The sequence below is a fragment of the Streptomyces sp. NPDC034086 genome (genome assembly GCF_055575515.1).
The window spans coordinates 121,285-145,482 of sequence record NZ_JBVISM010000004.1 but is presented as its reverse complement, the minus strand read 5'-3'; the positions used below and the strand labels follow the sequence as shown (position 1 = coordinate 145,482).

The window sequence follows — 24,198 nt, the reverse complement described above, 5'->3', positions numbered from 1 at the left end:
TCAGCGGGACCGGTCCGAGCGGAGCTCACCCTCGTACGCGCGGGTACCGGGGGCCGCCGGCAGAGTACGGTCCGCCGCCGGCGGAGTACGGTCCGCGGAGTGCTGGAGGTCGGCGTCGAGCTGGGAGAGGTCGGCGTTCAATGCCGCCATCAGCTCCTCCATCTGCTGCAACAGGCCCTTCGGCGCTCCGCCCCGGGCGGGAGCCGCGCCCTCCCGGCCCGCGTCGTCGTGTGCTGCCTGTCCGGTCTGTGCGGGATGCTCGGGCACGGACTCGTGGGACATGGCGGCCTCCTCGGCCCTGGCCCTTCCGGTGCGGAAGGGGGCGGTGGACGCGTCGGCGGGAGGCCGCCGGCGCGCGGGCCGGGCGGTCCGGCTCCGTCCGAGCAACGATCTCCATCGCCGCTGGTCACTGGCGGGGCCGGCGGCGGGCCTCCCGGTTGACGCAGATTCACCCGGCAGGGTCGGGACGGGCAGGATGGGGAGCATGGATCTCCGCATTTTCACCGAACCCCAGCAGGGCGCCAGTTACGACACGCTCCTGACCGTCGCCAAGGCCACCGAGGACCTGGGCTTCGACGCGTTCTTCCGCTCGGACCACTATCTGCGCATGGGCTCCGTCGACGGCCTGCCGGGCCCCACCGACGCCTGGATCACCCTCGCGGGCCTGGCCCGCGAGACGAAGCGGATCCGGCTGGGCACGCTGATGACGGCCGGCACCTTCCGGTTGCCCGGCGTCCTCGCGATCCAGGTGGCGCAGGTCGACCAGATGTCCGGCGGCCGCGTGGAACTGGGCCTCGGCGCCGGCTGGTTCGAGGAGGAACACAAGGCGTACGGCATCCCCTTCCCGGCGGAGCGGATGGCCCGGCTGGAGGAACAGCTGGCCATCGTCACGGGCCTGTGGGCCACCGAGCCCGGCGCCACCTTCGACCACCGGGGCGTCCACTACCAGGTGGAGAACTCCCCGGCGCTCCCCAAGCCCGCCCAGGACAAGGTGCCCGTCCTCATCGGCGGGCACGGAGCGCGGCGCACCCCGCGCCTCGCCGCCCGCTACGCCGACGAGTTCAACATGCCGTTCGCCTCGGTGGAGGACAGCCGCCGGCAGTTCGCCCGTGTCCGGGAGGCCGCCGCCGAAGCGGGACGCACGGCGGAGGACCTCGTCTACTCCAACGCCCTCGTCGTCTGCGTGGGCAAGGACGACGCCGAGGTGGCCCGCCGGGCCGCCGCCATCGGACGCGAGGTGGACGAGCTCAAGGCCAACGGCCTGGCCGGCTCCCCGGACGAGGTGGTGGAGAAGCTCGGCACCTACTCCGCCATCGGGTCCTCGCGCGCCTACCTCCAGCTCCTCGACCTCGACGACCTCGACCACCTGGAGCTGATCTCCGCCCGGGTGCTGTCCCAGCTCGGTTAGGGGACCGTGGAGCCATGCCCCGTGCGACCCGCCCGCTCGCCGAAGCCCTGGCCCGCAGGGGCGTGCTCCTGGACGGCGGACTGAGCAACCAGCTCGCCGACCAGGGCTGCGACCTGACCGGGGGGATGTGGACGGGCCGGGTGCTCGCCGAGCACCCCGAACAGGTGGCGGCCGCCCACACGGCGTACGTCCGGGCCGGGGCCGAGGTGCTGATCACCGCGAGCTACCAGGTCGGGGACGATCCCGTCCTGCTGGAGCGGAGCGTACGGGTGGCCGGCGGCGCGGCGGGGGCCGCCGGGCACGAGGTCTGGGTGGCCGCCTCGGTGGGCCCGTACGGGGCGGTCCTGGCGGACGGCTCCGAGTACCGCGGACGGTACGGGCTGGGCGTGGCGGAGCTGGCCGCCTTCCACCGGCCCCGGATCGGGGCGTTGCTGGCGGCGGGCCCGGACGTGCTGGCACTGGAGACCGTCCCCGACGTCCTGGAGGCCGAGGCCCTGCTGCGGGTACTGGCGGGGACGGGGGCCCGTGCCTGGCTCAGCTACACGGCCGCGGGCGGCCGCACCCGGGCCGGCCAGCCCCTCGCCGAGGCCTTCGCCCTGGCGGCCGCCGCGCCCGAGGTGATCGCGGTCGGCGTCAACTGCTGTGATCCGGCCGATGTGCTGCCCGCCCTGGAGGCCGCCGCGTCCGTCACCGCGAAGCCGCTGGTGGCCTACCCGAACGACGGCTCCGTCTGGGACGCGGCCACCGGCACCTGGGACGCCCCCGCCACCCCCGTCCCGTGGCCCGTCGGGGCCTGGCGGACGGCCGGGGCGCGCCTCATCGGCGGCTGCTGCCGCGTCGGCCCGGACGGCATCGCCGCACTCGGGGCCCGACCGCTCTGACCGGGACGCGGGACCTGACGCGGCCAAGGCAAGGGCCCGCGGCCGACTGTCACTCGATCGGGTGAACGGCCTTTCTGGGCGGCTCCCGCTGGGATAGGCAGGAGGGATGAAGCGCACCAGCAGGACGGGCGCCGCCGCCAGGCGCCGCATCACCCGCTCCAGGGCGTGCGGGGAGAAGAAGCAGTTCGCGAACGAGGCCGCGGCCGAACGGGCCGCGAGCGAGATGAACCGGATCCAGCCGTGGCAGCACGAGCGGATCGCCTACCTGTGCCCGTACAGCGGCAGCGAACCGCACTGGCACATCGGCCGCCCGCTCAACATTCCCAAGCAGCGCTGAACACGACGCCCAGGAGGTGCCCGCGCGGCGGTGGCCGAATCCTCCCCCCGGGGGGTCCGGCCGCCGCACCTCGGCCGGACCCGCTCGTTGTGCAGGGTCCGACACCCCCTACGGGCGAGAGGAACCGATCCCCATGGGACGCAGGAAGCCCAACAAGCCGGGGCGCGACCGCCGGGCGCGGTACACGCTCCAGCAGTTGCAGCCCCCCGGCTACGACGAGTGGCTCAGGGTCGACCCGAAGTCCGCCGGCGCCGACGCCGGTCCCGGCCTGTCCCCGGACGCCGTCGACCTGGTACGCCGCCTCGGGCGGCTGCGCGCCTTCTACCCGGGCCGCATCCCCGTCCAGGCCGTGCACCTCGACGTCGCCATCGACGAGGGCACCGTCCTGCTGCGCCAGGGCGACACGGTCGCGCCGCTGCCGGTGGACGTGGCCGCGGAGATGCTCGGTGTCGACCCGGCCGGCGACCAGGTCCGCAGGAGCCTGCACGAACTGCACGCCCACGGGGGCGTCCTCGTGGACACCGCCGCGGAGGCGACCCTCCTGCGGGTCGTCGCCCAGCGACCCGAACGCCCCGGCGAGCCCTGGGTGTTCGCCGACTCCCCGGAGGAGACGCTCGTCCCGAAGGTCTGCGTCCCCGCGTACCCCGGTGACATCAGCCTCGACGAGTTCGCGACCCTGGCCTACATCAGGTCCCACATGGCCGCGGGCACCGAGGCCGACCCGGAGGAGTTCGCCCGGCACGAAGGCGTCGGAACCGTCGAGCGGGCCCGCGAGCTCTTCGGGGCCGTCGCCGAACTGGCGGCGGTCAAGGGTTGTCCCGCCTGCCCGTCCGGCCACATCTGCACCCGCGATCCCGGCCCGTCCGACGACTGAACCCCGGAAGTCCGTTCCCCCCGGCGGTGCCGCCCGGACCGTGCCGGAGCCGGCCGCCCCCGGCCGTGAGCGGCGACCGCGAAGGCGCGGCGCAAGGGCGCGGTGTAAAGGCGCGGCGTAAAGCGGACGCCCCCGTACGGCCGCGAATTAGGTCGTATGGGGGAACTTTCCCCCGGAAGCCCCGGGAAAGCGCCGGCGGGATCGTTCATCCAGGGAAGCGGAGTGTCCGCGACCCAGGAAGGACGGAACGTCACCTATGAAGATGACCGCGCGCGGAAGCATTGCGGCGCTCATGACCTGTATGGCCGCGGCCGGCGCGGCCTCCCCGGCCGTGGCCGACTCGGTCCCGGTGGGTGTCCCGCTGGAAGCGGTGGAGACCACGCTGGGCCTGCCCGCCCCCCAGCTGGCGACGGGGGTCCCGGTGCCGCTCGTCGGCGCCCCCGAGGCGCCCCGGTTCCACCGGGGCGACCTGCTGCCGACCCCGCTGCTCCCGGTGGTGCCGATCGCGGCCGACCTCGGGGCCACCCGTCTCACGTCCCCGGTGCCCAACCTGATGGGGGAGCAGAAGACGGACGGCGAGGGGTTCCTCGAGTCGTCGGACAGCACCCTGCTCACCCGCACCCCCGGCGCGAACCTCCGTGCCCCGCTGACGATGCCGGACGCGAGCAACTCGGGGATCCCGAACCTGGCCGTCCCCGACCTGGGCCTGTCCGCCCCGGACGTCGTCGGCACCCCGACGGCACTTCTCGGCCTGCGCTGAGCCGGGAAAGCCGACGCGAGGTCAGAAAGCCGCCCGGTCTGGGAACGTGTACGGCATGGGATTCCATGTCGACTCCGAGACCGGGCGGCTTCGCCGCGTCATCCTCCACCGGCCCGACCTGGAGCTGAAGCGGCTCACACCAAGCAACAAGGACGCCCTGCTCTTCGACGACGTGCTGTGGGTGCGCCGGGCCCGCCAGGAGCACGACGGCTTCGCGGACGTGCTCCGCGACCGGGGGGTGTCCGTCCACCTCTTCGGCGACCTCCTGCGGGAGGTCCTCGACGTCACCGAGGCCCGTCACCTCGTACTGGACCGGGTCTTCGACGAGAAGGAGTACGGGCCGCTCGCCACCGACCACCTGCGCGCGGTCTTCGACGGGCTGCCGTCGGAGGCCCTCGCGGAGGCGCTGGTCGGCGGCATGACCAAGCGGGAGTTCCTGGAGCGGCACGCCGAGCCGGTCTCGGTGCGCTTCCACGCCCTCGAGATGGACGGCTTCCTGCTGGGGCCGCTGCCGAACCACCTCTTCACGCGTGACACGTCCGCCTGGATCTACGACGGGGTGTCCATCAACGCCATGCGCTGGCCCGCCCGCCAGCGCGAGACCGTGCATTTCGAGGCGATCTACCGGCACCACCCGCTCTTCACCGGATCCGGCCCCTTCCACTACTGGTCGCAGGGCCAGCCGGACTACCCCTCCACGATCGAGGGCGGCGACGTCCTGGTCATCGGCAACGGTGCGGTCCTGATCGGGATGAGCGAACGCACCACCCCGCAGGCGGTGGAGATGCTGGCCCGCGGCCTGTTCGCGGCCGGCTCGGCGGAGGTCATCGTGGCCCTCGACATGCCCAAGCGGCGGGCCTTCATGCACCTGGACACGGTGATGACGATGGTCGACGCAGATACGTTCACTCAGTACGCCGGCCTCGGCATGCTGCGCTCCTACACGATCCGGCCGGGCGAGGGGGCGAGCGACCTCCGGGTCAGCGACCACCCGCCGGAGCACATGCACCGGGCCATCGCCTCCGCCCTCGGCCTGGACCGGGTGCGGGTGCTCACGGCCACGCAGGACGTGCACTCGGCGGAGCGCGAGCAGTGGGACGACGGGTGCAACGTGCTGGCCGTGGAGCCGGGAGTGGTCGTCGCCTACGAGCGCAACGTCACCACCAACACCCACCTGCGCAAGGAGGGGATCGAGGTGATCGAGATCCCGGGCAGTGAGCTGGGGCGGGGCCGCGGCGGTCCGCGGTGCATGAGCTGCCCCGTCGAGCGGGACCCCGTGTGACGTGATCCACCCGTCCCGTATATCAATGCAGAGGATCGTATAGACTTCCAGCATCCCCCGTCAGCGCCACCCAGGAGCGTCCCCATGGCCACCGACCTCTTCGGTCGCAGTTTCCTCAAGGAGCTCGACTTCACCGCCGCCGAGTTCCGCGGCCTGGTCGAGCTCGCCGCCGAACTGAAGGCGGCCAAGAAGGCGGGGACCGAGCGGCGCCTCCTCCAGGGGAAGAACCTCGCGCTGATCTTCGAGAAGACCTCCACGCGCACCCGCTGCGCCTTCGAGGTCGCCGCCGCCGACCAGGGCGCCCACACCGTCTACCTCGACCCCTCCGGCTCCCAGATCGGCCACAAGGAGTCCGTCCGGGACACGGCGCGGGTGCTCGGCCGGATGTTCGACGGCATCGAGTACCGGGGCGACAGCCAGGAGGCCGTCGAGGAGCTGGCCGCCCACTCCGGCGTGCCCGTCTTCAACGGCCTCACGGACGACTGGCACCCCACCCAGATGCTCGCCGACGTGCTCACCATGACGGAGCACAGCGCCAAGCCGCTGGAGCGGATCTCCTTCGCCTACCTGGGCGACGCCCGCTTCAACATGGGCAACTCCTACCTGGTGACCGGCGCCCTGCTGGGCATGGACGTACGCGTCGTCGCGCCGGAGGCGTACTGGCCGGCCGAGGCCGTCGTGACGCGGGCCCGGGAGCTCGCCGCGGCGAGCGGGGCCCGGATCACCCTGACCGAGGAGGTCGCGGAGGGCGTGGCGCAGGCCGACTTCGTGGCCACCGACGTCTGGGTCTCGATGGGCGAGCCCAAGGAGGTCTGGGACGAGCGGATCGAGGCGCTGGCCCCGTACGCCGTCACCATGGACGTGCTGCGCGCGACCGGCAACCCGGACGTGAGGTTCCTGCACTGCCTGCCCGCCTACCACGACCTGGGCACCAAGGTGGCCCGGGAGGTCCACGAGCGGCGCGGGCTGGACTCGCTGGAGGTGACCGACGAGGTGTTCGAGTCCGAGCACTCCGTCGTCTTCGACGAGGCGGAGAACCGGCTGCACACCATCAAGGCCGTGCTCGTCGCGACGCTGGCCAAGCCCACCGCATAGTCATACGTGCCGCTGCGGCGGGGAGTCCCGCGCCCCGCCGGGCGGTACCGTGCCGCCTCCTGTCGCGTTTATCTGACGGCGGTCACCGATCGGTGATAGCTTCGCCCGTGTGAGTCCCTTCACCGGTTCCACACCAGCGACCGAACGGTGGCGCCACCTGCGGGTGACCCGGCAGGACGGCGTGGCCACCGTCACCCTCGACCGCCCCGAGAAGCTGAACGCGCTCACCTTCGGCGCCTACGCCGACCTGCGCGATCTGCTCGCCGAACTGTCCCGCACCCGCTCGGTGCGCGCCCTCGTCCTCGCCGGCGAGGGCCGCGGCTTCTGCTCCGGCGGGGACGTGGACGAGATCATCGGCGCGACCCTCGCCATGGACACCGCCGAGCTCCTCGACTTCAACCGGATGACCGGCCAGGTGGTCCGCGCGATCCGCGAATGCCCCTTCCCGGTCATCGCCGCCGTGCACGGGGTGGCCGCCGGCGCCGGCGCCGTGCTCGCCCTCGCCGCCGACTTCCGGATCGCCGACCCCTCCGCCCGCTTCGCCTTCCTCTTCACCCGCGTCGGCCTCTCCGGCGGCGACATGGGCGCCGCGTACCTGCTGCCCCGGGTCGTCGGCCTCGGCCACGCCACCCGGCTGCTGATGCTCGGAGAGCCCGTACGCGCCACCGAGGCCGAGCGGATCGGCCTGCTCAGCGAACTGGTCGACGAGGGCGAGGCCGACGCCCGCGCCGCCGAACTGGCCGCCCGCCTCGCCGCGGGACCCGCCCTCGCCCACGCCCAGACCAAGGCCCTGCTCACCGCCGAACTGGACATGCCCCTGGCCGCGTCGGTGGAGCTGGACGCCACCACCCAGGCCCTGCTGATGAACGGCCAGGACTACGCGGAGTTCCACGCCGCCTTCACCGCGAAGCGGCCCCCGGAGTGGAAGGGCAGGTAACCACATGTCCGCGAGCGCCATGAGGGTGGCCGTCATCGGCGGCGGGCCGGGCGGACTGTACGCCGCCGCGCTGCTGGCCCGCCGGGGGCACAGCGTGGAGGTCTGGGAACGCAACGCCCCCGACGACACCTTCGGCTTCGGCGTGGTCCTCTCCGACGAGACCCTCGGCGGCATCGAACGGGCCGACACCGTCGTCCACGCCGCCCTCGGGGCCGAGTTCGTGCGCTGGGACGACGTGGACGTCGTGCACCGGGGCCGTCTCCTGACCTCCGGCGGCCACGGCTTCGCCGCGCTCGGCCGCCGCCGGCTGCTGGAGATCCTGCACGAACGCTGCGCCGGCCTCGGCGTCCGGCTCCGCTTCCGCGCCGAGGCGCCCGACGCCTTCGAACTGGCCCGCTCCCACGACCTGGTGGTCGCGGCGGACGGGGTGCACAGCGCGACCCGCGCGCGCGGCGCCGCCCGCTTCCGGCCCACCGAGACCCCCGGACGCTGCCGCTACATCTGGCTCGCCGCCGACTTCGCCTTCGACTCCTTCCGCTTCGAGATCGCCGAGACCGAGCACGGGGTCATGCAGCTGCACGGCTACCCGTACGCCCGCCCCTCGTCCGGCCGGCCCCCGTCGGCCCCCGCCGGATCGCCTGGCCCGTCCGGTGCCTCGACCGTGATCGTGGAGATGCGGGAGGAGGTGTGGCGGGCCGCCGGCCTCGACCTGTGCGACGAGACCGAATCGGCGTCCCGCTGCGCCAAGACCTTCGCCGAGGCCCTGCGGGGCCGGCCGCTGCACGGCAACCGCTCGGCGTGGACCCGCTTCCGCACCGTCGTCAACGAGCACTGGTCGCACGGCAACGTGGTGCTGCTCGGCGACGCGGCGCACACCGCGCACTTCTCCATCGGCTCCGGCACCAAGCTCGCCGTCGAGGACGCCCTCGCCCTCGCCGAGGCCCTCGACCGCGGGCCCGACGTCCCCTCGGCCCTCGCCGCGTACGAGGAGGAACGGCGCCCGGCCGTCGCCAGCACCCAGCGCGCCGCCGCGGCCAGCATGCGCTGGTTCGAGGACCTCGCCGGATACGTGGACCAGCCCGCCCGGCAGTTCGCCTTCAACCTGCTCACCCGCAGCCGCCGCGTCACCCACGACAACCTGCGGCTGCGCGACGAACGGTTCACCCGGGCGGTGGAACGCGACTTCGGCTGCCCCGAGAACGCGGACGGCACGGGAACCCCGCCCATGTTCACCCCGTTCACCCTGCGGGGACTCACCCTGCGCAACCGCGTCGTGGTCTCGCCGATGGACACGTACTCGGCCCGGGAGGGCGTGCCCGGCGACTTCCACCTCGTCCACCTGGGCTCGCGGGCCCTCGGCGGCGCCGGGCTCGTCATGACGGAGATGGTCTGCGTCAGCGCCGAAGGCCGGATCACCCCCGGCTGCTCCGGCCTGTGGACCGCGGAGCAGGCGGCCGCCTGGAAGCGGATCGCCGACTTCGTCCACGCCTCCGCGCCCGGAACGGCACTCGGCGTCCAGCTCGGCCACTCCGGCCGCAAGGGCTCCACCCGCCTGATGTGGGAAGGCATGGACGAACCGCTGCCGGACGGCAACTGGCCCCTGGTCGCCGCCTCCGCACTGCCCTACCGGCCCGGGGTCTCCGCCGTCCCGCGCGCCCTGGAGGCCGCCGACCTCGCGGCGATCCGCTCCGACTTCGCGGCGGCCGCCGTCCGCGCCGCCGAATGCGGCTTCGACCTGCTGGAACTGCACTGCGCGCACGGCTACCTGCTGTCCGGGTTCCTCTCCCCGCTCACCAACCACCGCGACGACGCCTACGGAGGCCCCCTGGAGAACCGGCTCCGGTTCCCCCTGGAGGTCTTCGACGCGGTCCGCGAGGTCTGGCCCGGGGACCGCCCCATGACGGTCCGGCTCTCGGCCACCGACTGGGCCCCCGGCGGCACCACGCCCGAGGAGGCCGAACGGATCGCGGCGGCCTTCGCCGCCCACGGCGCCGACGCCGTCGACGTCTCCACCGGACAGGTCGTCGCCGACGAGGCCCCCGAGTACGGGCGCTCCTACCAGACCCCCTACGCCGACCGGATCCGCAACGCGCTCGGCGTCCCCGTCATCGCCGTCGGCGCGATCTCCTCCTGGGACGACGTCAACTCCCTGCTGCTCGCCGGACGCGCCGACCTGTGCGCGCTCGGCCGCCCCCACCTGTACGACCCGCACTGGACGCTGCACGCGGCCGCCGAGCAGGGGTACGCGGGCCCCGGCGCGCCCTGGCCCGCCCCGTACCGGGCCGGCAGCCGCAGGCCCCCGACCGGCAAGGGGTAGGTCAGGGCGCCTCCAGCACGACGCGGTCCTCGACCGGGGTGTAGCCGAGGCGCTGGTAGACGCCGTTGCTGGTGGGGTTGGCCAGGTCGGTGAAGAGCAGCACCTGTGCGGCGCCGGCCGCGTACGCGGCGCCGCTCGCGGCGTGCGTCGCCCCGGCGGCGTAGCCGCGGCCCCGCGCGGCGGGCGGGGTGTAGACCGGCCCGACCCGCGAGGCGCCGGCGAGGGGGCGGGAGAAACCGGCCACCGACACCGGGACACCGCCGTGCTCCCAGAGCAGGCAGCCGCCGTAGGAGATGCGGTCGCGCAGGGCGGCCTCGGAGGGGGTGCCCGGCAGGTCGCACTCCCGGTGGAACGCCGTGAGCCACTCCACCAGCAGCGGCAGGTCCGCCTCGGCGGCGGGCCGGACGCCGCCCTCGGGGACCGGGTCCGGGGCGCGGAGCCCGTCCAGCCGGTACAGCCGCTGCTCCTCGGCGACGCGGGCCGGCGCCCCCCACACCCCGGCCAGCGCCGCCGCGTCGGGGCGGCGGGCGTTCAGGGACCCGGCACCGCGGAGCAGCGGCTCCGACGCGAAGACGCGGGCCAGCTCCCGGACCGCCTCCCCGGGCAGTGCCCCGAGCAGCAGCGGGAAGGGCGGGGTGCGCAGCAGGGCCCCGGCGACGGCTCCGTCCGCCCCGGTCCACCAGCCGAAGACGGGGTCGGCGGAGCCGAAGGCGTGCGGGCCGCGCCGCACCAGGGCATCGGTGACGGTCAGCAGGCCGGTGTTGACGACGGGCCGCGCGGCGACGGCCGGGCGCGCGGCGGCGAGATAGGCCGCCAGATCAGTGCTGAAGGTCCATGGCATGCCCCATCGTGGCGGGCCGGAGGAGCCGGCCGCACCGGGATTTCCGGCGCCGGGGACGCCGGGGGAGCCGTAGGCGCGGATGGGTGGGCGCGGACCGCTGGGTGAGCGCTCCCCCGCGTGGGGGAGACGCTCCCCCCGCGCGGGGGAGGAGCGGGGGCCGGGCCGCTGGGATCTTGGGAGTACGAGCGGTCGCCGGCCGGCGGCGGCCACGGGACGAGGAGGAACCATGAGCGGGACGCAGCCCATCCGGGCGGAGCACGGGCGGGGCACCGGACCCGCGCGGCTACGGACGCACGAAGCGGGCGCCCGTGTCGCGCAGCCGGGCGTGGAGTTCGGCGAAGACCGCCGCGGCGCGGTCGCCGGGCCAGTCCGCCGGGAGCAGCTCCCGCGGCAGCCCGGGGTCGGCGTAGGGCAGTCGCCGCCAGGAGTCCAGGGCGTCCAGGTACGCCCGGTAGGCGGCCTCGGGAGTGGGCTCGGGGCCCGTCTGGAGGGCCCGCAGGACCGGTTCGTGCCGGTCGAGGAACTCCTCGTGCTGCTTGGCCAGGGCCGTCAGGTCCCACCAGCGGCCCACCGCCTCGGCGGTCGGGGCGAAACCGAGGTGCGTGCCGCGGAAGAGTTCCACGTATCCGGTCAGGTGCAGCCGCTCGAGGGTGTGCCCCGTCTCCTCGGCCAGGTGGGCGGGCGCGATCCACACGCCCGGGGCCACCGACCCGAAGCCCAGCCGGGCCAGGCGCGAGCGCAGCAGGTGCCGTTTGTGCCGCTCCTGCTCCGGGACCGAGAAGACGGCGACCAGCCACTCCTGGGACACCGGCACGGTTCCGTAGATCCGCCGGTCCCCGTCCTCCAGCAGCAGCCGGGCCTCCTCGGACAGCTCGTATCCGGCCGAGCCGTCCGCGGCCTTCGCGGGCACCAGGAAACCGCGCCGCTTGAGCCGGGACACCGAGGAGCGGACGGAGGGCGCGTCCACTCCCGCCGCGCCCAGCAGGCGGACCAGCGCCGATACCGGGACGGCCCCGTCGAAGGACCGCCCGTAGGCTCCGTAGAACGTGACGATCAGAGATCGCGGAGTGTGCTGCTCGACCACGGGTTCACTCTAGATCGCGCAGCCGGAACCGCTGAAGTTTGCCGGTCGGGGTCCGCGGCAGCGCGGGCAGGAAGACGAAGGAGCGCGGGCACTTGTGCGGGGCCAGCTCCCCCTTCATGAAGGTCCGCAGGGCGTCCTCGGTCAGCACCGCGCCGTCGCGCGGCACGGTGTAGGCCACCACGACCTGCCCGCGCCGCTCGTCCGGGCGGCCGACGACCGCCGCCTCCGCGACGTCCGGATGACGCAGCAGGGCCTCTTCCACCTCGGGGCCCGCGATGTTGTAGCCCGAGGAGATGATCATGTCGTCGGCGCGGGCCACGTAGCGGAAGTAGCCGTCGGCGTCGCGGACGTAGGTGTCGCCGGTCAGGTTCCAGCCGTCCCGGACGTACTCGGCCTGGCGGGGGTCGGCGAGGTAGCGGCAGCCGACCGGCCCGCGCACCGCCAGCAGCCCCGGCTCGTTGTCCGCGACGGGCCGCCCGGACGGGTCCACCACCCGGGCCTCCCAGCCCGGTACCACCCGGCCGGTGGTACCGGGGCGGATGTCCTCGTCGGCGGCGGAGATGAAGATGTGCAGCAGCTCGGTGGCCCCGATGCCGTTGATGATCCGCAGCCCGGTGCGCTCGTACCAGGCCTGCCAGGTCGCGGCGGGCAGGTTCTCGCCGGCCGAGACGCAGCGGCGCAGCGCGGACAGGTCGTAGGCGCCCGTGTCGTAGGGGCCCAGGGTGTCCAGCATCGACCGGTACGCGGTGGGCGCGGTGAACAGCACCGTGACCCGGTGCTCGGCGAGCGCCGGCAGCAGCGTCCGGGGCGTGGCCCGCTCCAGGAGCAGCGCGCAGGCGCCGGCGCGCAGCGGGAAGACGACCAGCCCGCCGAGGCCGAAGGTGAACCCGAGCGGCGGACTGCCGGCGAACACGTCGTCGGGGCGGGGCCGCAGGACGTTGCGGGAGAAGGTGTCGGCGACGGCGAGGAGGTCGCGGTGGAAGTGCATGCAGCCCTTGGGGCGCCCGGTGGTCCCGGAGGTGAAGGCGATCAGTGCGACGTCGTCGGCGGAGGTGCCGACGACGGGGAAGGGGGCGGAACGCGCCTCGGCGAGCCGCAGCAGGTCGTCCGCGCCCGTGCCGCCGTACGGGGTGATCCGCAGTCCGGGCACACGGGCCCGGGCGAGGTCGTCCAGGGCGCTCACATGGCACAGGGCGTGCCGTACCTCGGCCATGGAGCACACCGTGGCCAGTTCCTGGGCGCGCTGCTGGGCCAGGACGGTGACGGCCACCGCGCCCGCCTTCATCACGGCCAGCCAGCAGGCCGCCAGCCAGGGGCCGGTGGGGCCGCGCAGCAGGACCCGGTTGCCGGGGACGACGCCGAGGTCGATGGTGAGGACGTGGGCGAGGGCGTCGACGCGCTCACGGAGCTGCCCGTACGACCACACCCCGCCGGCGCCGTCGCGGAAGGCGGGCCGGTCGGGCCCGAAGCGCTCGATGGTGGCGTCGAGCAGTTCGGCGCCGCAGTTCAGCCGGTCCGGGTAGGCCAGTTCGGGCAACTGGAACAGGAGCTGCGGCCAGGCGTGGGCGGGCGGCAGGTGGTCGCGGGCAAAGGTGTCGGCGTGAGCGGATGGCTTGAGCTCCAAGGCGGTTACGCCCCCTTGCGACGTCCGGATTTTTGGGGTGGAGCCGGCCGTGCGAATGCCTTCCGAGCGTATCGTGATGGTGACGGCAGTCAACAGGACGCGATAAGAGTGTCGACAGGACTTGGGGGCATGCGGATGGCCGGCTTCGCGCTCGCGGTGGAACAAGAGGAATGGTGCGGCCGGTTGCGCGCCCTGGCGCGCGAGCGGCTCAGGCCGCTCGCCGAGAAGGGTGAGCCCGGACGGGTGAACCGGCCCCTGTTGGCCGAGCTGGGGGAACTGGGCCTGCTGGAGAGGGTCTTCGCTTCCGGGGCGCTGGAGCTGTGCCTGCTGCGGGAGTCCCTCGCCTACGGGTGCACGGAGGCGGAAACGGCCCTGGCCCTCCAGGGGCTCGGGGCCCACCCGGTGCTCCGGTCGGGCAGCACGGCCCAGCGGGAGCGGTGGCTGCCGGGGGTCCGGACGGGACGGCACGTGGCGGCCTTCGCGCTGAGCGAGCCCGGCGCCGGCTCCGACGCCGCGGCCCTCGCCCTGGCGGCGGCCCCGGACGGGCCGGGCTGGCGGCTGACGGGGACCAAGTGCTGGATCTCCAACGCCCCCGAGGCCGACTTCTACACCGTCTTCGCCCGTACGGGCGAAGCCCCCGGAGCCAAGGGCATCACGGCCTTCCTGGTCCCCGCCGACCGGCCGGGACTGACGGGGGAGGCCCTGGAGATGCTCTCCCCCCACCCGATCGGCTCGCTCGCCTTCGACGGCGTACCGGTCGGCCGCGAGGACGTACTCGGCGAGCCCGGGCAGGGGTTCCGCGTCGCGATGGAGACCCTGAACCTCTTCCGGCCCAGCGTGGGTGCCTTCGCGGTCGGCATGGCGCGCGCCGCGCTCGACGCGACGCTGGCCCACACGGCGGGCCGGACCGCGTTCGGCGGGGTGCTCTCCGACCTCCAGGCGGTCGCGCACCGGGTGGCGGAGATGGCCACCCGCACCGAGGCCGCCCGGCTGCTGGTGTACGCGGCGGCCGGGGCGTACGACCGCGGCTCGCCGGACGTCCCCGGCCGCGCCGCCATGGCCAAGCTCCTCGCGACGGAGACGGCCCAGTACGTCGTGGACCACGCCGTACAGCTGCACGGCGCCGCCGCCCTGCGCCGGGGCCACCTGCTGGAGCACCTCTACCGCGAGGTGCGCGCGCCCAGGATCTACGAGGGGGCGAGCGAGGTGCAGCGCACCATCATCGCCAAGGAGCTGTACCGGGGGGTGGCGCGATGAGCCCCGAGCGCCTCAACCCGCCGGAGCTGTCCCCGGCCAGCGGCTTCTCCCACGCCGTGTCGGCCGCCGGGTCGCGGATCGTCTTCCTGGCCGGGCAGACCGCGCTGGACGGCTCCGGGAAGGTGGTCGGGCAGACCCTGCCGGAGCAGTTCGAGCGCGCCCTGGCCAATCTGCTGACCGCCCTCGCGGCGGCCGGCGGCGCCCCGTCCGACCTGGCCCGGGTGACGGTGTACGCCGTGGACGTGGAGGCGTACCGCACGCACGCCGCCGAGCTGGGCCGCGTCTGGCGCCGTCTCGCGGGCCGCGACTACCCGGCGATGGCGGTGGTCGGGGTGGTCCGCCTGTGGGACACCGAGGCCCAGCTGGAACTGGACGGGATCGCGGTGCTCCCGTGACCGCGGCGCCCCTGCCCCTCGGCGGGCGGCCGGGGTCAGGGCAGGCCGGGGTCAGGGCAGGCCGGGGGGTCGGGGCAGGCCGGGGTCAGGGGCGTCCGGTGACGTGGCCGCCGTCCACCCGCAGCGCGTGGCCGGTGACGAACTCGGCTCCCGCCAGGTACAGCACCGCTTCGGAGATCTCGGAGACCTCGCCGATCCGGTTCATCAGGGCGAGCCCGCCGAAGGAGTCCACCTCGGTTCCCGCGTGCAGCGGCGTGCGGATCACGCCCGGCGCCACGAGGTTGACGCGGATGCCGTCCGCCGCCAGCTCGGCGGCCAGGCTCGTCGTCAGCGCGTGCACGCCGGCCTTGCTGACGATCGGGGCGGAGCAGGGGAAACCCGCGACCGCGTGGTCCACCAGCACGGTGCCGATGTTGACGATGCTGCCGCCCCGGCCCTGGGCGCGCAGGGCCCGCACCACGGCCTGGGTGGTGAGGTAGGTCCCCTTGAGGTTGCCGGTGAGGAAGCCGTCCAGCTGCTCCTCGGTGACCTCGGTGAAGGGCGTGGAGGCGAAGGTGCCGGCGTTGTTGACCAGCACGTCGATGCGGCCGAAGCGCTCCAGCGCGGTGCGCACGAGCAGCTCGCCGGTCTCCTTCGCCGCGATGTCGCCCGCCGCCCACGCCGTGCGCTCGGGCTGTCCCAGCCCGGCCGCGGCCTTGGCGAGGCGGTCGCGGTCCCGGCCGCCCAGGACCACGTTGGCCCCGTCGGCGAGGAAGGCCCGGGCGATGTCCAGCCCGATGCCGCTGGAGGATCCGGTGATCAGGGCGGTGCGGCGGGTCGTGGAGTCGCTCATGTCGGTGGTGCCTTTCGGTCGGCTCGGTGGAGACACCAGAAACGTATGAGCAGTCAACCGATAACACCACGACGGAAATTGGAGCATGGGATAATCCAGCGTTATGGATGTGGACCTGCGGGACCTGGAACTCCTCGACGCCACCGCCGAGACGGGCTCGCTGACCGCGGCGGCCGAGCGGCTCTACGTCAGCCAGCCCGCCCTGAGCCAGCGGCTGACCCGGCTGGAGGACCGGCTGGGGATGCGGCTCTTCGACCGGCGGGGCCGCCGCCTGGTGCCCAACGCCGCCGGCCGCCGGATGCTCGTCACCGCCCGCCGCGTCCTGGGCGAGCTGGAGTCGGCCGGCCGCGACCTGCGCGACATCCGCGACGGCCGCGAACGGCGCGTGCGCTTCGCCGCCCAGTGCAGCACCACCTTCCCCTGGCTGCCGCCCGTACTGCGGGCCTTCAGGGAGCGGGAGCCGGGCATCGAGGTGCGGATCGCGACCGTCCCGGACGACGCCCCGATCCCGGCCCTGCTCGAGGACGAGATCGACGTGGCGCTCATCACCAAGCCGGACGCGCGGATGGACCGGGTGACCCTGACCCGGCTCTTCGAGGACGAGATGGTGGCGGTGGTGCCCGAAGGCCACCCCTGGGCAGGGCTCCCGCACCTGACCGCCCGTGACTTCGACGGCGCGGACCTCGTCCTCTACGACGTCTACGACCAGAGGCGCATCCCCGCCGAGCCGCTGCCGATCCCCGACGGGGCCCGGCCCGGCCGGGTCACCACCATGCCGGTGGTGACCGATCTGGTGGTCGAGATGGTGGCGGGCGGCCAGGGGGCGGCGGTGCTGCCGAACTGGGTCGCGGCCCCGTACGCGTCCTCGCACGGACTGGCGCTGGTCCGGATCGGCGAACGGCCGCTGACCCGGACCTGGTTCTGCGCCACCCGGCCGGGGCCCCACCCGCCGCACCTGGAGAGCTTCGTGGAGGAACTCCTGACCCGCCTCAGGGCTCCCGGGCGCTGACCGGCGCCCGGCCGGCACGGCGGCGGGGGAGTCCGGAACACCGGCACCCCGACCGGCGCGGCCGCCCCCGCGGGTTCAGCGGGCGTCCAGCAGGGCGCCCATCCATTCCTCGACGCCCTCCACCGTGCGCGGCAGGGCCCCCGACATCAGGCGGGCGCCGTCGGCCGTGATCACCAGGTCGTCCTCGATGCGCACCCCGATGCCGCGCAGTCCGGCCGGGAGCGTCTCGTCGTCCGGCTGGAGGTAGAGCCCGGGTTCCACCGTGAGGACCTGGCCCTCCTCCAGCACCCCGTCGAGGTACGTCGCGGCCCGCGCCTTCGCGCAGTCGTGGAGGTCGAGCCCCAGCATGTGCCCGCTGCCGCACAGGGTGTACCGCCGGTACAGGTCACCCTCCGCGTCCTTGAGGATCCCCCACTCGGCGAGGCCCTCCGCGATGACCCGCATCCCGGCCCGGTGGAAGTCGCGGAAGCGGGCCCCCGGCCGCAGTGCGGCGATGCCGGCGTCCTGGGCGGCCAGCACCAGTTCGTAGACCTGCCGCTGCACGGGGGAGAACCGCCCCGACAGCGGGAGGGTGCGGGTGATGTCGGCCGTGTAGAGGGTGTCGGTCTCCACGCCCGCGTCCAGCAGCAGCAGTTCGTCGCGGTCCAGCCGGCCGTCGTTGCGGATCCAGTGCAGCACGCACGCGTGGGCGCCCGACGCGGCGATGGTGTCGTAGCCCGTGCCGTTGCCCTCGGCCCGGGCGCGCAGGCCGAAGACGCCCTCGATCCAGCGTTCCCCGCGCGGGTGGGCCAGCGCGCGCGGCAGGGCGCGTACGACGTCCTCGAAGCCGGCCGCCGTGTGGTCGACGGCGAGCTGGAGCTGCTCCACCTCCCAGGCGTCCTTGACGAGGCGGAGTTCGGAGAGGGCGGCGGCCAGTTCCGGGTCGGTGGCGGCGTCGCGGGCCGGCGGGGACCCGAGGGTGTCCAGGTGGGCGCAGCGGATGCCGGTCAGCCGTTCGGCCTCCGCCAGGTCCGGGCGGCGCCCCACCCAGAACTCGCCGTAGCGCCGGCTGCGGTAGAACTCCTCGTCGCCCTCGGCCCGGGGCGAGCGGGGCCGCACGTACAGGACCGCCTCGTGGCCGTGCGGTCCGGCCGGCTCCAGCACCAGGACGTGGCCCGCCTGGTCCTCGCCCGTCAGCCCGGTCAGCCAGGCGTACGCGCTGTGCGGCCGGAAGCGGTGGTCGCAGTCGTTGGAGCGCACCAGCAGTTCGCCGGCCCGTACGACGAGCCGTTCGCCCGGGAAGAGCGCGGAGAGCCGGGCGCGGCGGGCGGGGGTGACGGCGTACGAGGCCGTGCGCGCGGTGTCGGCCAGCGGTGTGGCCGCCCAGTTCTCCGCCATGGAGCGGGACAACTCGGCTGATACCGGCAGGTCGTGGCTGCCGGGGTTCAGGCGGGAGGGGGTGTCGGTCACGGGGGCTCCCTCAAGAAGTACTGAACTGGTGTGCGCCGGGGTCTTGTCAGTGCAATTTCACATTACTATGTTACAGCTCACACCGCGGCACGTTAATCCCCGTCAAACGCCGCGTGACGCAGGGCAGTTCGCACCTTTCCCCCACCTCCCTCCCACCAGGAGTCATCGGTGTTCCAGCACAGAGCTGTGCGTACGTCTCTCCTCTCCGCCGCCGTGGCGGTCACCCTCCTCGCCACCGCCGGCCAGGCCTCGGTCCAGGCCGCCGCCCCGGCCGCCCCGGCCGCCCCGGCGTCCACCTTCTCCGCCGGAGCGCGGGGCGCGACCGCCGCGGCGCCCAACCCCTTCGACGAGGTCGACCGGCTGGCCGACGCCAAGCCGCTCACCCCGGCGCCCGCCCCGGCCCCCGGCGGCAAGGCCGTCACCGACGGCCGGGTCCCGGGCGCCGCCCCGGCCGTGGAGGCCCCGGGCTCCACCGCGAGCGCCGAACGCGCGGAGAAGAGCCGTGAGTCCGCCCTGAGCGCGCCGACCGCGAAGAGCGTCGCCGCGGGCGTCCCCTGCACCCTCGACGGGATCAAGAACCTCACCCCCGAGCAGTTCGCCGACTTCCTCGCCGACCAGGCCGTCACCGCCGACGGCTGTCTGCGCGGGCTGATCTGGACCTGGGACGCCCGCCTGGCGCCCGTCATGTCCGACGCCCACGTGCAGGCCGTCGCCCGCCGCATATCCGGCCTGGCCGCCGCCCACGACGGCCGTAACTCCTCGCACCTGGAGGAGATGTTCACCTACCTGCACGCCGTCGCCTACCACGACTTCTCCCGTGACGAGATCGACGTCACCGACGCCCCCACCACCGCCGCGATCCGCCAGGCCATCGACGCCTTCGGCAGCGCCGCGCGGTCCTTCGACGTCACCCCCTCCAACGCCCGCACCCTGCGCGAGGCCCTGTACTCCGCCGGTCCCGGCCTGCGCCACCACCAGCTCGGCCTGATCAAGAAGGTCCTGGCCACCATGGACCCGGCGCACCCGGCCACCCACCTCGACGCCGGCTGGGCGGGCGCCGTCCTCGCCGCCCTCTCCACCAACTACCTGGGCGTCTACCCGGGCAACCAGGACACGGCCTTCCACGCGGCGGTCGCGGGGGACGCCTCGTACCGCGCCGCCTTCAAGGCCTTCGCCGGCTACACCCACCTGAAGGGCACCGGCAACGCCTGGGTGGCGCGCGACGCCCTCAGCGAGTACGCCCGCTTCGGGCAGGTCGAGGGACTGCGGGACCAGGTCGTCGCCGACCTCGGCACCATGCTGGAGCCCGCCAGGTCCGGCCTCGGCACCGAGGCCTGGGCGAAGATCGTCTCCTGGCTCAACTTCTACGGGGCCTGCAAGCCGTACGGGGTGTGCAAGGAGGACATCGAGAAGCAGATCTTCCCGTACACCTACACCTACGACAACGGCGCCATCAAGGTCCGCACCGGCCTCGACAAGGCCACCGTCGACCAGCTCTACTACGCGAGCAAGCAGGTCAAGACCCAGTTCCACCGCGTGCTCGGCACGGACCAGCCGCTCGCCGGCGACCCGAACAGCACCCTCAACATCGTGCTCTACGGCTCCCGCGCCGACTACGAGAACTACCACCCGATCCTGACGGGCTACGACACCAACAACGGCGGCATCTACATCGAGAACGGCGCCACCTTCTACACCTACCAGCGCCGCGTCCCGCAGGACTCCTCCCTCACCCTCGAAGAGCTCTTCCGCCACGAGTACACGCACTACCTCAACGGCCGCTTCGCCGTCCCCGGCTTCTTCGGCCAGGGCCCCTGGTACGAGGGCGACCGCACCACCGCCATGGACGAGGGCACCGCCGAGTTCTTCGACGGCGCCACCCGCGACAACGGCATCGCCGTCCGCAAGTCCCTCGTCAAGAGCATCATCAACGACACCGCCGGCGGCGGTCCCCGCATGACCGTCGAGCAGCTCCTGAACGCCACTTACGACGGCGACGGCTTCCGCTTCTACAGCTACGCGGGCACCTTCTTCGAGTTCCTGTGGACCGAGAAGCCCTCGCTGCTGCGCGAGATGTACCGCCACCTGCGGGCCGACGACGTCGCCGGCTACGACGCGTGGCGCCACCGCCTGGGCGCGGACACCTACCTCCAGCGCGACTACGACCGCTTCCTGGACGCCCAGATCGCCAAGGTGGACCAGCTCTTCGTGCCGAACACCACCTTCACGCCGAACGAGCGGCTGCGCGACGCGGCGCTCGCCTCGGTGAAGTCCTCCTTCGCGGCCGCCACCTACAACACCCCGGACTGCGTGGAGAACGGCGACCCCGGCAAGCGCCGCTTCACCTGTACCGGCCGGATCACCGCGAACCTGAAGGACTGGCGCAGCGACGACCAGAACTTCAAGGACATGTCCGAGACGGTCGACTACTTCATCCTCGACCGGGCGGGGGCGGCCTCGAACAACCTGGCCGACATGAACTGCTCCTTCGGGCCGCTGGAGATCTGGAGCAGCAAGACGGCGGGCACCTCCTCCTACAGCTGCGAAGGCCCGCTCCGCAGCTGACGTCACGTCCGGCCGGCCCCGCACCTGACGGGGGGCGGGGCCGGCCGGGCTCCCTCTAGGCACCCTCAAAAGAATGTGACATATTACTGACCATGGACGTCGTGATCATTGGCGCCGGCGTCGTCGGAGCCGCGTGCGCGTACTACGCGAGCCGCTCCGGTCTCTCCGTGGCGGTGGTGGACCGGGGGCCCGTCGCGGGCGGCACCACCGGCGCGGGGGAGGGCAACCTGCTCGTCTCCGACAAGGAGCCGGGCCCCGAGCTCGACCTCGCCCTCCTCTCGACGGAGCTCTGGCGCGACCTGCGCGCCGAACTCCCCGGGGCGGTCGAGTACGAACCCAAGGGCGGCCTGGTCGTCGCCCCCGACCCGGCGACCCTCAAGGCCCTGCGCGACTTCGCCGGGGGCCAGCGCGCCGCGGGGGTCGTCGCCGACGAGGTGGGACCGGACGCCCTGCACGACCTGGAGCCCCACCTCGCCCGGGGCCTGGCGGGCGGCTTCCACTACCCGCAGGACGCCCAGGTCCAGCCCGCCCTGGCGGCGGCCCACCTGCTGGCCGCCTCGGGCGCCACCCGCTACCTGGGCGAAGAGGTCACCGGACTGCTGCTGGAGTCCGGGGCGGTCCGGGGGGTGCGCACCTCCCGGCGCACGCTCAGGGCGCCGGCCGTGGTCAACGCGGCGGGCACCTGGGCCGGCGCCCTCGCCTCCCTGGCCGGCACGAGCCTCCCGGTCCTTCCCCGCCGGGGCTTCGTGCTGGTCACCGAACCCCTGCCCCGCGTGGTCCGCCACAAGGTCTACGCGGCCGACTACATCGCCGACGTGGCCAGCGACTCGGCGGCCCTCCAGTCCTCCGCCGTGGTGGAGGGCACCCCCTCCGGCCCGGTCCTCATCGGCGCCACCCGCGAACGCGTCGGCTTCGACCGCACCCTTTCCCCCGAGGCCCTGCGCCGCCTGGCCTCCCAGGCCGCGGCCCTGTTCCCCGTACTCGCCGACGTCAAGGTGATCCGCACCTACCACGGCTTCCGCCCCTACCTCCCGGACCACCTCCCGGCCATCGGCCCCGACCCCCGGGTGCCGGGGCTCCTCCACGCCTGCGGCCACGAGGGCGCGGGCATCGGCCTGGCCCCGGCCACGGGCGTCCTGATCGCCGCCGCCCTCACCGGCGCCGAGCCCCGCCTCCCCCTCGCCCCCTTCCGCCCGGACCGCTTCCCGCGGACGCCGGAGCCGCCGGGGACGGGGACGGGGTGGGATGCAGTCCGGGACTGACACGGCACGCCCCCGGCGCACCGCCCGGTCACGGCGGTGTCCCCGCCGGGCGGCGCACGTCGAAGCCCACCCCGTACGACACCCCGCCCCGGCCCCCGCCGCCCCCCGCCCCGTCCGCCCGGCCAGGGCGACCGCACCCCCGAGGAGACCCTGATGCGCAGCCCCCGCGAGCTGGTGGGCGGCAGCCCGGCGGCCGCCCACCCGATCAGCTTCGACGGCCGCGAACTCCCCGCCCTGGAAGGCCAGTCCATCGCCGCCGTGCTGTGGTCCGCCGGGATCCTCGCGTGGCGCACCACCCGTGGCGGCGGCTCCCCCCGCGGGGCCTTCTGCGGGATCGGCGCCTGCTACGACTGCCTCGTCACCGTCAACGGCCGCCCCAACCAGCGGGCCTGCCTCGTCCCCGCCCGCCCCGGGGACACCGTCACCACCCAGGAGGGCACCGGCCATGCCGACCTCGCCGTCTGACCGCTCCACCCCCGCCGGCCAGGACGCGGCCGAGGGCCCCGCCGACCTCGCCGTCGTCGGCGCCGGCCCCGCCGGCCTGGCCGCCGCCGTCACCGCGGCCCGCCTCGGCCTGCGCGTCGTCCTGCTCGACGCCGCCGACCGCCCCGGCGGCCAGTACTACCGCCACCCCGCCCCCGCCCTCGGCGCGGCCCGCCCCGGGGCCCTGCACCACGGCTGGCGGGCCTTCGTCACCCGTGAGGCCGCCCTGCGCGCCCACGAGGCGGCGGGCCGCGTCACCTACCTCCCCGGACATCACGTGTGGACGGTGGTCCCCGCACCCGCCGGCACCTGGACGCTGCACGCGGTGGCCGGCCACGGCCCCGACGAGGCCCCCGCGACCCGCCGGGCCCGCCACGTCCTCCTCGCCACCGGCGCCTACGAGCGGCAACTGCCCTTCCCCGGCTGGACGCTGCCCGGGGTCGTCGGCGCCGGCGGGGCGCAGGCCATGCTCAAGAACAACCTCGTCCTGCCCGGCCGCCGCGTCGTCGTCGCCGGCTCGGGCCCCCTGCTCCTCGCCGTGGCCGGCTCCCTCGCCGCCGCCGGCGCCGCCGTGCCGGCCGTCGTCGAGGCCGCCTCCTACACCGCGTACGCCCCCCGGACCCCCGACCTCCTGCGCAACCCCGCCAAACTCGCCGAAGGCGCCACGTACGGCGGCGCCCTGCTGCGCCACGGCATCCGCCTGCTGACCCGGCACGCCGTCACCGAGGCGCACGGCACCGGCCGGGTCGAGGCGGTCACCGTCACCCGGCTCGACGCGGACTGGCGCCCGCTGCCCGGCACCGCACGCCGGATCCCCTGCGACGCCCTCGCGGTGGGCCACGGCCTGGTCCCGCAGCTGGAGCTGGCCACCGGCCTCGGCTGCGCCACCCGCCGCTGCTCCGACGGCGCGGCCGCCCTGGAACTGGACGCGGCGCAGCGCACATCCGTCCCCGGCGTCTGGTCGGCGGGGGAGACCGGGGGCATCGGCGGTGCCGAACTGGCCCTCGCCGAAGGGGAGATCGCCGCCCACGCCATCGCCGGACGGCCCGTCCCGGCCGCCCTGGTCCGCCGCCGCGCCCGGCTGCGCGCCTTCGCCGACGCCATGGCCGCCGCCCACCGCCCCGGCCCCGGCTGGACCGGCTGGCTGCGCGAGGAGACCGACGTGTGCCGCTGCGAGGAGGTCCCGGCGGGCCGGATCCGCGAGGCCGCCCGGGACCTGGGCGCGCGGGACGCCCGTACGGTCAAGCTGCTCACCCGGGCCGGGATGGGCTGGTGCCAGGGCCGGATGTGCGGTCCGGCCGTGGCCGCCCTGGCGGGGGAGGTCCCCGCGCCCGACCGGCGCCCGCTGTCCTGCCCGGTTCCGCTGCGCCAGCTGGCCGGTCTGGAGGAGACGGCCCCCCGGGGCGGCTCCTCCTCGGGCGGCCAACTTCCCGCCCCCGGCCGCTGATCGGTCCTCCCGGACCCTTGTGGCCACCTCACACCCACTAGTAAAATGTCACACACCAC

Annotated in this window: 22 protein-coding genes; 16 read left to right on the top strand and 6 right to left on the bottom strand. The window is 74.4% G+C overall.

All coding sequences use genetic code 11. The features are described from left to right. The gene (locus ACZ514_RS13490; protein ID WP_468165249.1) at positions 1-282 is read right to left on the bottom strand and encodes a hypothetical protein; all 282 of its coding nucleotides are present in this window, start codon (positions 280-282) and stop codon (positions 1-3) included. A gap of 202 nt (positions 283-484) precedes the next feature. On the opposite strand from ACZ514_RS13490, the gene ACZ514_RS13485 reads away from it, so the two are divergent. From ACZ514_RS13485 to ACZ514_RS13445, 9 genes are all read left to right on the top strand, one after another. Further along, on the top strand, positions 485-1,408 hold the full coding sequence (locus ACZ514_RS13485; protein WP_468165247.1) for an LLM class F420-dependent oxidoreductase: 924 nt from the start codon (positions 485-487) through the stop codon (positions 1,406-1,408). A 14-nt stretch (positions 1,409-1,422) separates the two neighbouring features. Further along, positions 1,423-2,289 carry a homocysteine S-methyltransferase gene (gene mmuM, locus ACZ514_RS13480; protein WP_469124745.1) on the top strand — a complete coding sequence of 289 codons (867 nt, stop codon included), beginning with the start codon at positions 1,423-1,425 and terminating at the stop codon, positions 2,287-2,289. A 106-nt stretch (positions 2,290-2,395) separates the two neighbouring features. Beyond that, a complete protein-coding gene (locus ACZ514_RS13475) occupies positions 2,396-2,626 on the top strand; it encodes a hypothetical protein (RefSeq protein WP_388938431.1) in 231 nt (76 codons plus the stop codon). 133 nt (positions 2,627-2,759) lie between these two features. Then, positions 2,760-3,500: a hypothetical protein gene (locus tag ACZ514_RS13470; protein ID WP_468165243.1), complete on the top strand. Its 741-nt coding sequence runs from the start codon at positions 2,760-2,762 to the stop codon at positions 3,498-3,500. Positions 3,501-3,792: 292 nt separating this feature from the next. After that, positions 3,793-4,260, top strand: a complete 468-nt coding sequence (locus ACZ514_RS13465) for a hypothetical protein (protein WP_468165241.1) — start codon at positions 3,793-3,795, stop codon at positions 4,258-4,260. Between the two features lie 55 nt (positions 4,261-4,315). Further along, positions 4,316-5,542: an arginine deiminase gene (locus tag ACZ514_RS13460; protein WP_468165239.1), complete on the top strand. Its 1,227-nt coding sequence runs from the start codon at positions 4,316-4,318 to the stop codon at positions 5,540-5,542. An 84-nt stretch (positions 5,543-5,626) separates the two neighbouring features. Continuing rightward, positions 5,627-6,637 (top strand): ornithine carbamoyltransferase, encoded by a 1,011-nt coding sequence (argF, locus tag ACZ514_RS13455; protein ID WP_469124744.1) that lies wholly within the window; start codon positions 5,627-5,629, stop codon positions 6,635-6,637. Positions 6,638-6,746: 109 nt separating this feature from the next. Next, positions 6,747-7,574 (top strand): enoyl-CoA hydratase family protein, encoded by an 828-nt coding sequence (locus tag ACZ514_RS13450; RefSeq protein ID WP_469124743.1) that lies wholly within the window; start codon positions 6,747-6,749, stop codon positions 7,572-7,574. 4 nt (positions 7,575-7,578) lie between these two features. Next, the gene (locus ACZ514_RS13445) at positions 7,579-9,891 is read left to right on the top strand and encodes a bifunctional salicylyl-CoA 5-hydroxylase/oxidoreductase (RefSeq protein ID WP_469124742.1); all 2,313 of its coding nucleotides are present in this window, start codon (positions 7,579-7,581) and stop codon (positions 9,889-9,891) included. A 1-nt stretch (position 9,892) separates the two neighbouring features. Here the strand turns inward: ACZ514_RS13445 and ACZ514_RS13440 are convergent, their stop codons facing one another. The 3 genes from ACZ514_RS13440 to ACZ514_RS13430 all read right to left on the bottom strand — a co-directional run bounded on the left by ACZ514_RS13440 (position 9,893) and on the right by ACZ514_RS13430 (position 13,440). Then, positions 9,893-10,732, bottom strand: a complete 840-nt coding sequence (locus ACZ514_RS13440; protein ID WP_469124741.1) for a GNAT family N-acetyltransferase — start codon at positions 10,730-10,732, stop codon at positions 9,893-9,895. A gap of 283 nt (positions 10,733-11,015) precedes the next feature. Then, positions 11,016-11,816 carry a PaaX family transcriptional regulator gene (locus tag ACZ514_RS13435; protein WP_468697151.1) on the bottom strand — a complete coding sequence of 267 codons (801 nt, stop codon included), beginning with the start codon at positions 11,814-11,816 and terminating at the stop codon, positions 11,016-11,018. Between the two features lie 4 nt (positions 11,817-11,820). Then, positions 11,821-13,440: an AMP-binding protein gene (locus tag ACZ514_RS13430; protein WP_469124740.1), complete on the bottom strand. Its 1,620-nt coding sequence runs from the start codon at positions 13,438-13,440 to the stop codon at positions 11,821-11,823. Positions 13,441-13,575: 135 nt separating this feature from the next. Here ACZ514_RS13430 and ACZ514_RS13425 point away from each other — a divergent pair, with 135 nt between their 5' ends. Together ACZ514_RS13425 and ACZ514_RS13420 are read left to right on the top strand one after the other, a co-directional pair. Then, positions 13,576-14,697 (top strand): acyl-CoA dehydrogenase family protein, encoded by a 1,122-nt coding sequence (locus ACZ514_RS13425; protein ID WP_469124848.1) that lies wholly within the window; start codon positions 13,576-13,578, stop codon positions 14,695-14,697. Then, positions 14,694-15,092: a RidA family protein gene (locus ACZ514_RS13420; RefSeq protein ID WP_469124739.1), complete on the top strand. Its 399-nt coding sequence runs from the start codon at positions 14,694-14,696 to the stop codon at positions 15,090-15,092. The genes ACZ514_RS13425 and ACZ514_RS13420 overlap by 4 nt, the downstream gene beginning before the upstream one ends. A gap of 85 nt (positions 15,093-15,177) precedes the next feature. Here ACZ514_RS13420 and ACZ514_RS13415 read toward each other — a convergent pair whose 3' ends face one another. Beyond that, the gene (locus ACZ514_RS13415) at positions 15,178-15,924 is read right to left on the bottom strand and encodes an SDR family NAD(P)-dependent oxidoreductase (protein WP_468165224.1); all 747 of its coding nucleotides are present in this window, start codon (positions 15,922-15,924) and stop codon (positions 15,178-15,180) included. Positions 15,925-16,027: 103 nt separating this feature from the next. Here ACZ514_RS13415 and ACZ514_RS13410 point away from each other — a divergent pair, with 103 nt between their 5' ends. Beyond that, positions 16,028-16,933 (top strand): LysR family transcriptional regulator, encoded by a 906-nt coding sequence (locus ACZ514_RS13410; protein WP_469124738.1) that lies wholly within the window; start codon positions 16,028-16,030, stop codon positions 16,931-16,933. Positions 16,934-17,008: 75 nt separating this feature from the next. On the opposite strand, the gene ACZ514_RS13405 is transcribed toward ACZ514_RS13410, so the two are convergent. Next, the gene (locus tag ACZ514_RS13405) at positions 17,009-18,382 is read right to left on the bottom strand and encodes an aminopeptidase P family protein (RefSeq protein WP_469124737.1); all 1,374 of its coding nucleotides are present in this window, start codon (positions 18,380-18,382) and stop codon (positions 17,009-17,011) included. 168 nt (positions 18,383-18,550) lie between these two features. Between ACZ514_RS13405 and ACZ514_RS13400 the strand changes: the two genes are divergently transcribed. The 4 genes from ACZ514_RS13400 (at position 18,551) to ACZ514_RS13385 (ending at position 24,139) form a co-directional block, all read left to right on the top strand. Beyond that, positions 18,551-20,947: a collagenase gene (locus ACZ514_RS13400; RefSeq protein ID WP_468697164.1), complete on the top strand. Its 2,397-nt coding sequence runs from the start codon at positions 18,551-18,553 to the stop codon at positions 20,945-20,947. Between the two features lie 92 nt (positions 20,948-21,039). Further along, complete coding sequence (locus ACZ514_RS13395; protein WP_469124736.1) at positions 21,040-22,209, top strand: NAD(P)/FAD-dependent oxidoreductase; 1,170 nt, start codon at positions 21,040-21,042, stop codon at positions 22,207-22,209. A 153-nt stretch (positions 22,210-22,362) separates the two neighbouring features. Continuing rightward, the gene (locus ACZ514_RS13390) at positions 22,363-22,674 is read left to right on the top strand and encodes a (2Fe-2S)-binding protein (RefSeq protein WP_468165213.1); all 312 of its coding nucleotides are present in this window, start codon (positions 22,363-22,365) and stop codon (positions 22,672-22,674) included. Next, positions 22,655-24,139, top strand: a complete 1,485-nt coding sequence (locus ACZ514_RS13385; protein ID WP_469124735.1) for an FAD-dependent oxidoreductase — start codon at positions 22,655-22,657, stop codon at positions 24,137-24,139. Before ACZ514_RS13390 ends, ACZ514_RS13385 begins: the two co-directional genes overlap by 20 nt. The last annotated feature ends 59 nt before the right edge of the window (positions 24,140-24,198 follow it).

Excerpts from the sequence above, each read along its gene's own strand:
- ACZ514_RS13490 (WP_468165249.1), bottom strand. The coding sequence starts at position 282 with ATGTCCCACGAGTCCGTGCCCGAGCATCCCGCACAGACCGGACAGGCA.
- ACZ514_RS13425 (WP_469124848.1), top strand. The coding sequence starts at position 13,576 with ATGGCCGGCTTCGCGCTCGCGGTGGAACAAGAGGAATGGTGCGGCCGG.
- ACZ514_RS13420 (WP_469124739.1), top strand. The coding sequence starts at position 14,694 with ATGAGCCCCGAGCGCCTCAACCCGCCGGAGCTGTCCCCGGCCAGCGGC.
- ACZ514_RS13475 (WP_388938431.1), top strand. The coding sequence starts at position 2,396 with ATGAAGCGCACCAGCAGGACGGGCGCCGCCGCCAGGCGCCGCATCACC.
- ACZ514_RS13395 (WP_469124736.1), top strand. The coding sequence starts at position 21,040 with ATGGACGTCGTGATCATTGGCGCCGGCGTCGTCGGAGCCGCGTGCGCG.
- ACZ514_RS13460 (WP_468165239.1), top strand. The coding sequence starts at position 4,316 with ATGGGATTCCATGTCGACTCCGAGACCGGGCGGCTTCGCCGCGTCATC.
- ACZ514_RS13410 (WP_469124738.1), top strand. The coding sequence starts at position 16,028 with ATGGATGTGGACCTGCGGGACCTGGAACTCCTCGACGCCACCGCCGAG.
- ACZ514_RS13415 (WP_468165224.1), bottom strand. The coding sequence starts at position 15,924 with ATGAGCGACTCCACGACCCGCCGCACCGCCCTGATCACCGGATCCTCC.
- ACZ514_RS13465 (WP_468165241.1), top strand. The coding sequence starts at position 3,793 with ATGACCTGTATGGCCGCGGCCGGCGCGGCCTCCCCGGCCGTGGCCGAC.
- ACZ514_RS13485 (WP_468165247.1), top strand. The coding sequence starts at position 485 with ATGGATCTCCGCATTTTCACCGAACCCCAGCAGGGCGCCAGTTACGAC.
- ACZ514_RS13445 (WP_469124742.1), top strand. The coding sequence starts at position 7,579 with ATGTCCGCGAGCGCCATGAGGGTGGCCGTCATCGGCGGCGGGCCGGGC.
- mmuM (WP_469124745.1), top strand. The coding sequence starts at position 1,423 with ATGCCCCGTGCGACCCGCCCGCTCGCCGAAGCCCTGGCCCGCAGGGGC.
- ACZ514_RS13390 (WP_468165213.1), top strand. The coding sequence starts at position 22,363 with ATGCGCAGCCCCCGCGAGCTGGTGGGCGGCAGCCCGGCGGCCGCCCAC.
- ACZ514_RS13385 (WP_469124735.1), top strand. The coding sequence starts at position 22,655 with ATGCCGACCTCGCCGTCTGACCGCTCCACCCCCGCCGGCCAGGACGCG.
- ACZ514_RS13440 (WP_469124741.1), bottom strand. The coding sequence starts at position 10,732 with ATGCCATGGACCTTCAGCACTGATCTGGCGGCCTATCTCGCCGCCGCG.
- argF (WP_469124744.1), top strand. The coding sequence starts at position 5,627 with ATGGCCACCGACCTCTTCGGTCGCAGTTTCCTCAAGGAGCTCGACTTC.
- ACZ514_RS13470 (WP_468165243.1), top strand. The coding sequence starts at position 2,760 with ATGGGACGCAGGAAGCCCAACAAGCCGGGGCGCGACCGCCGGGCGCGG.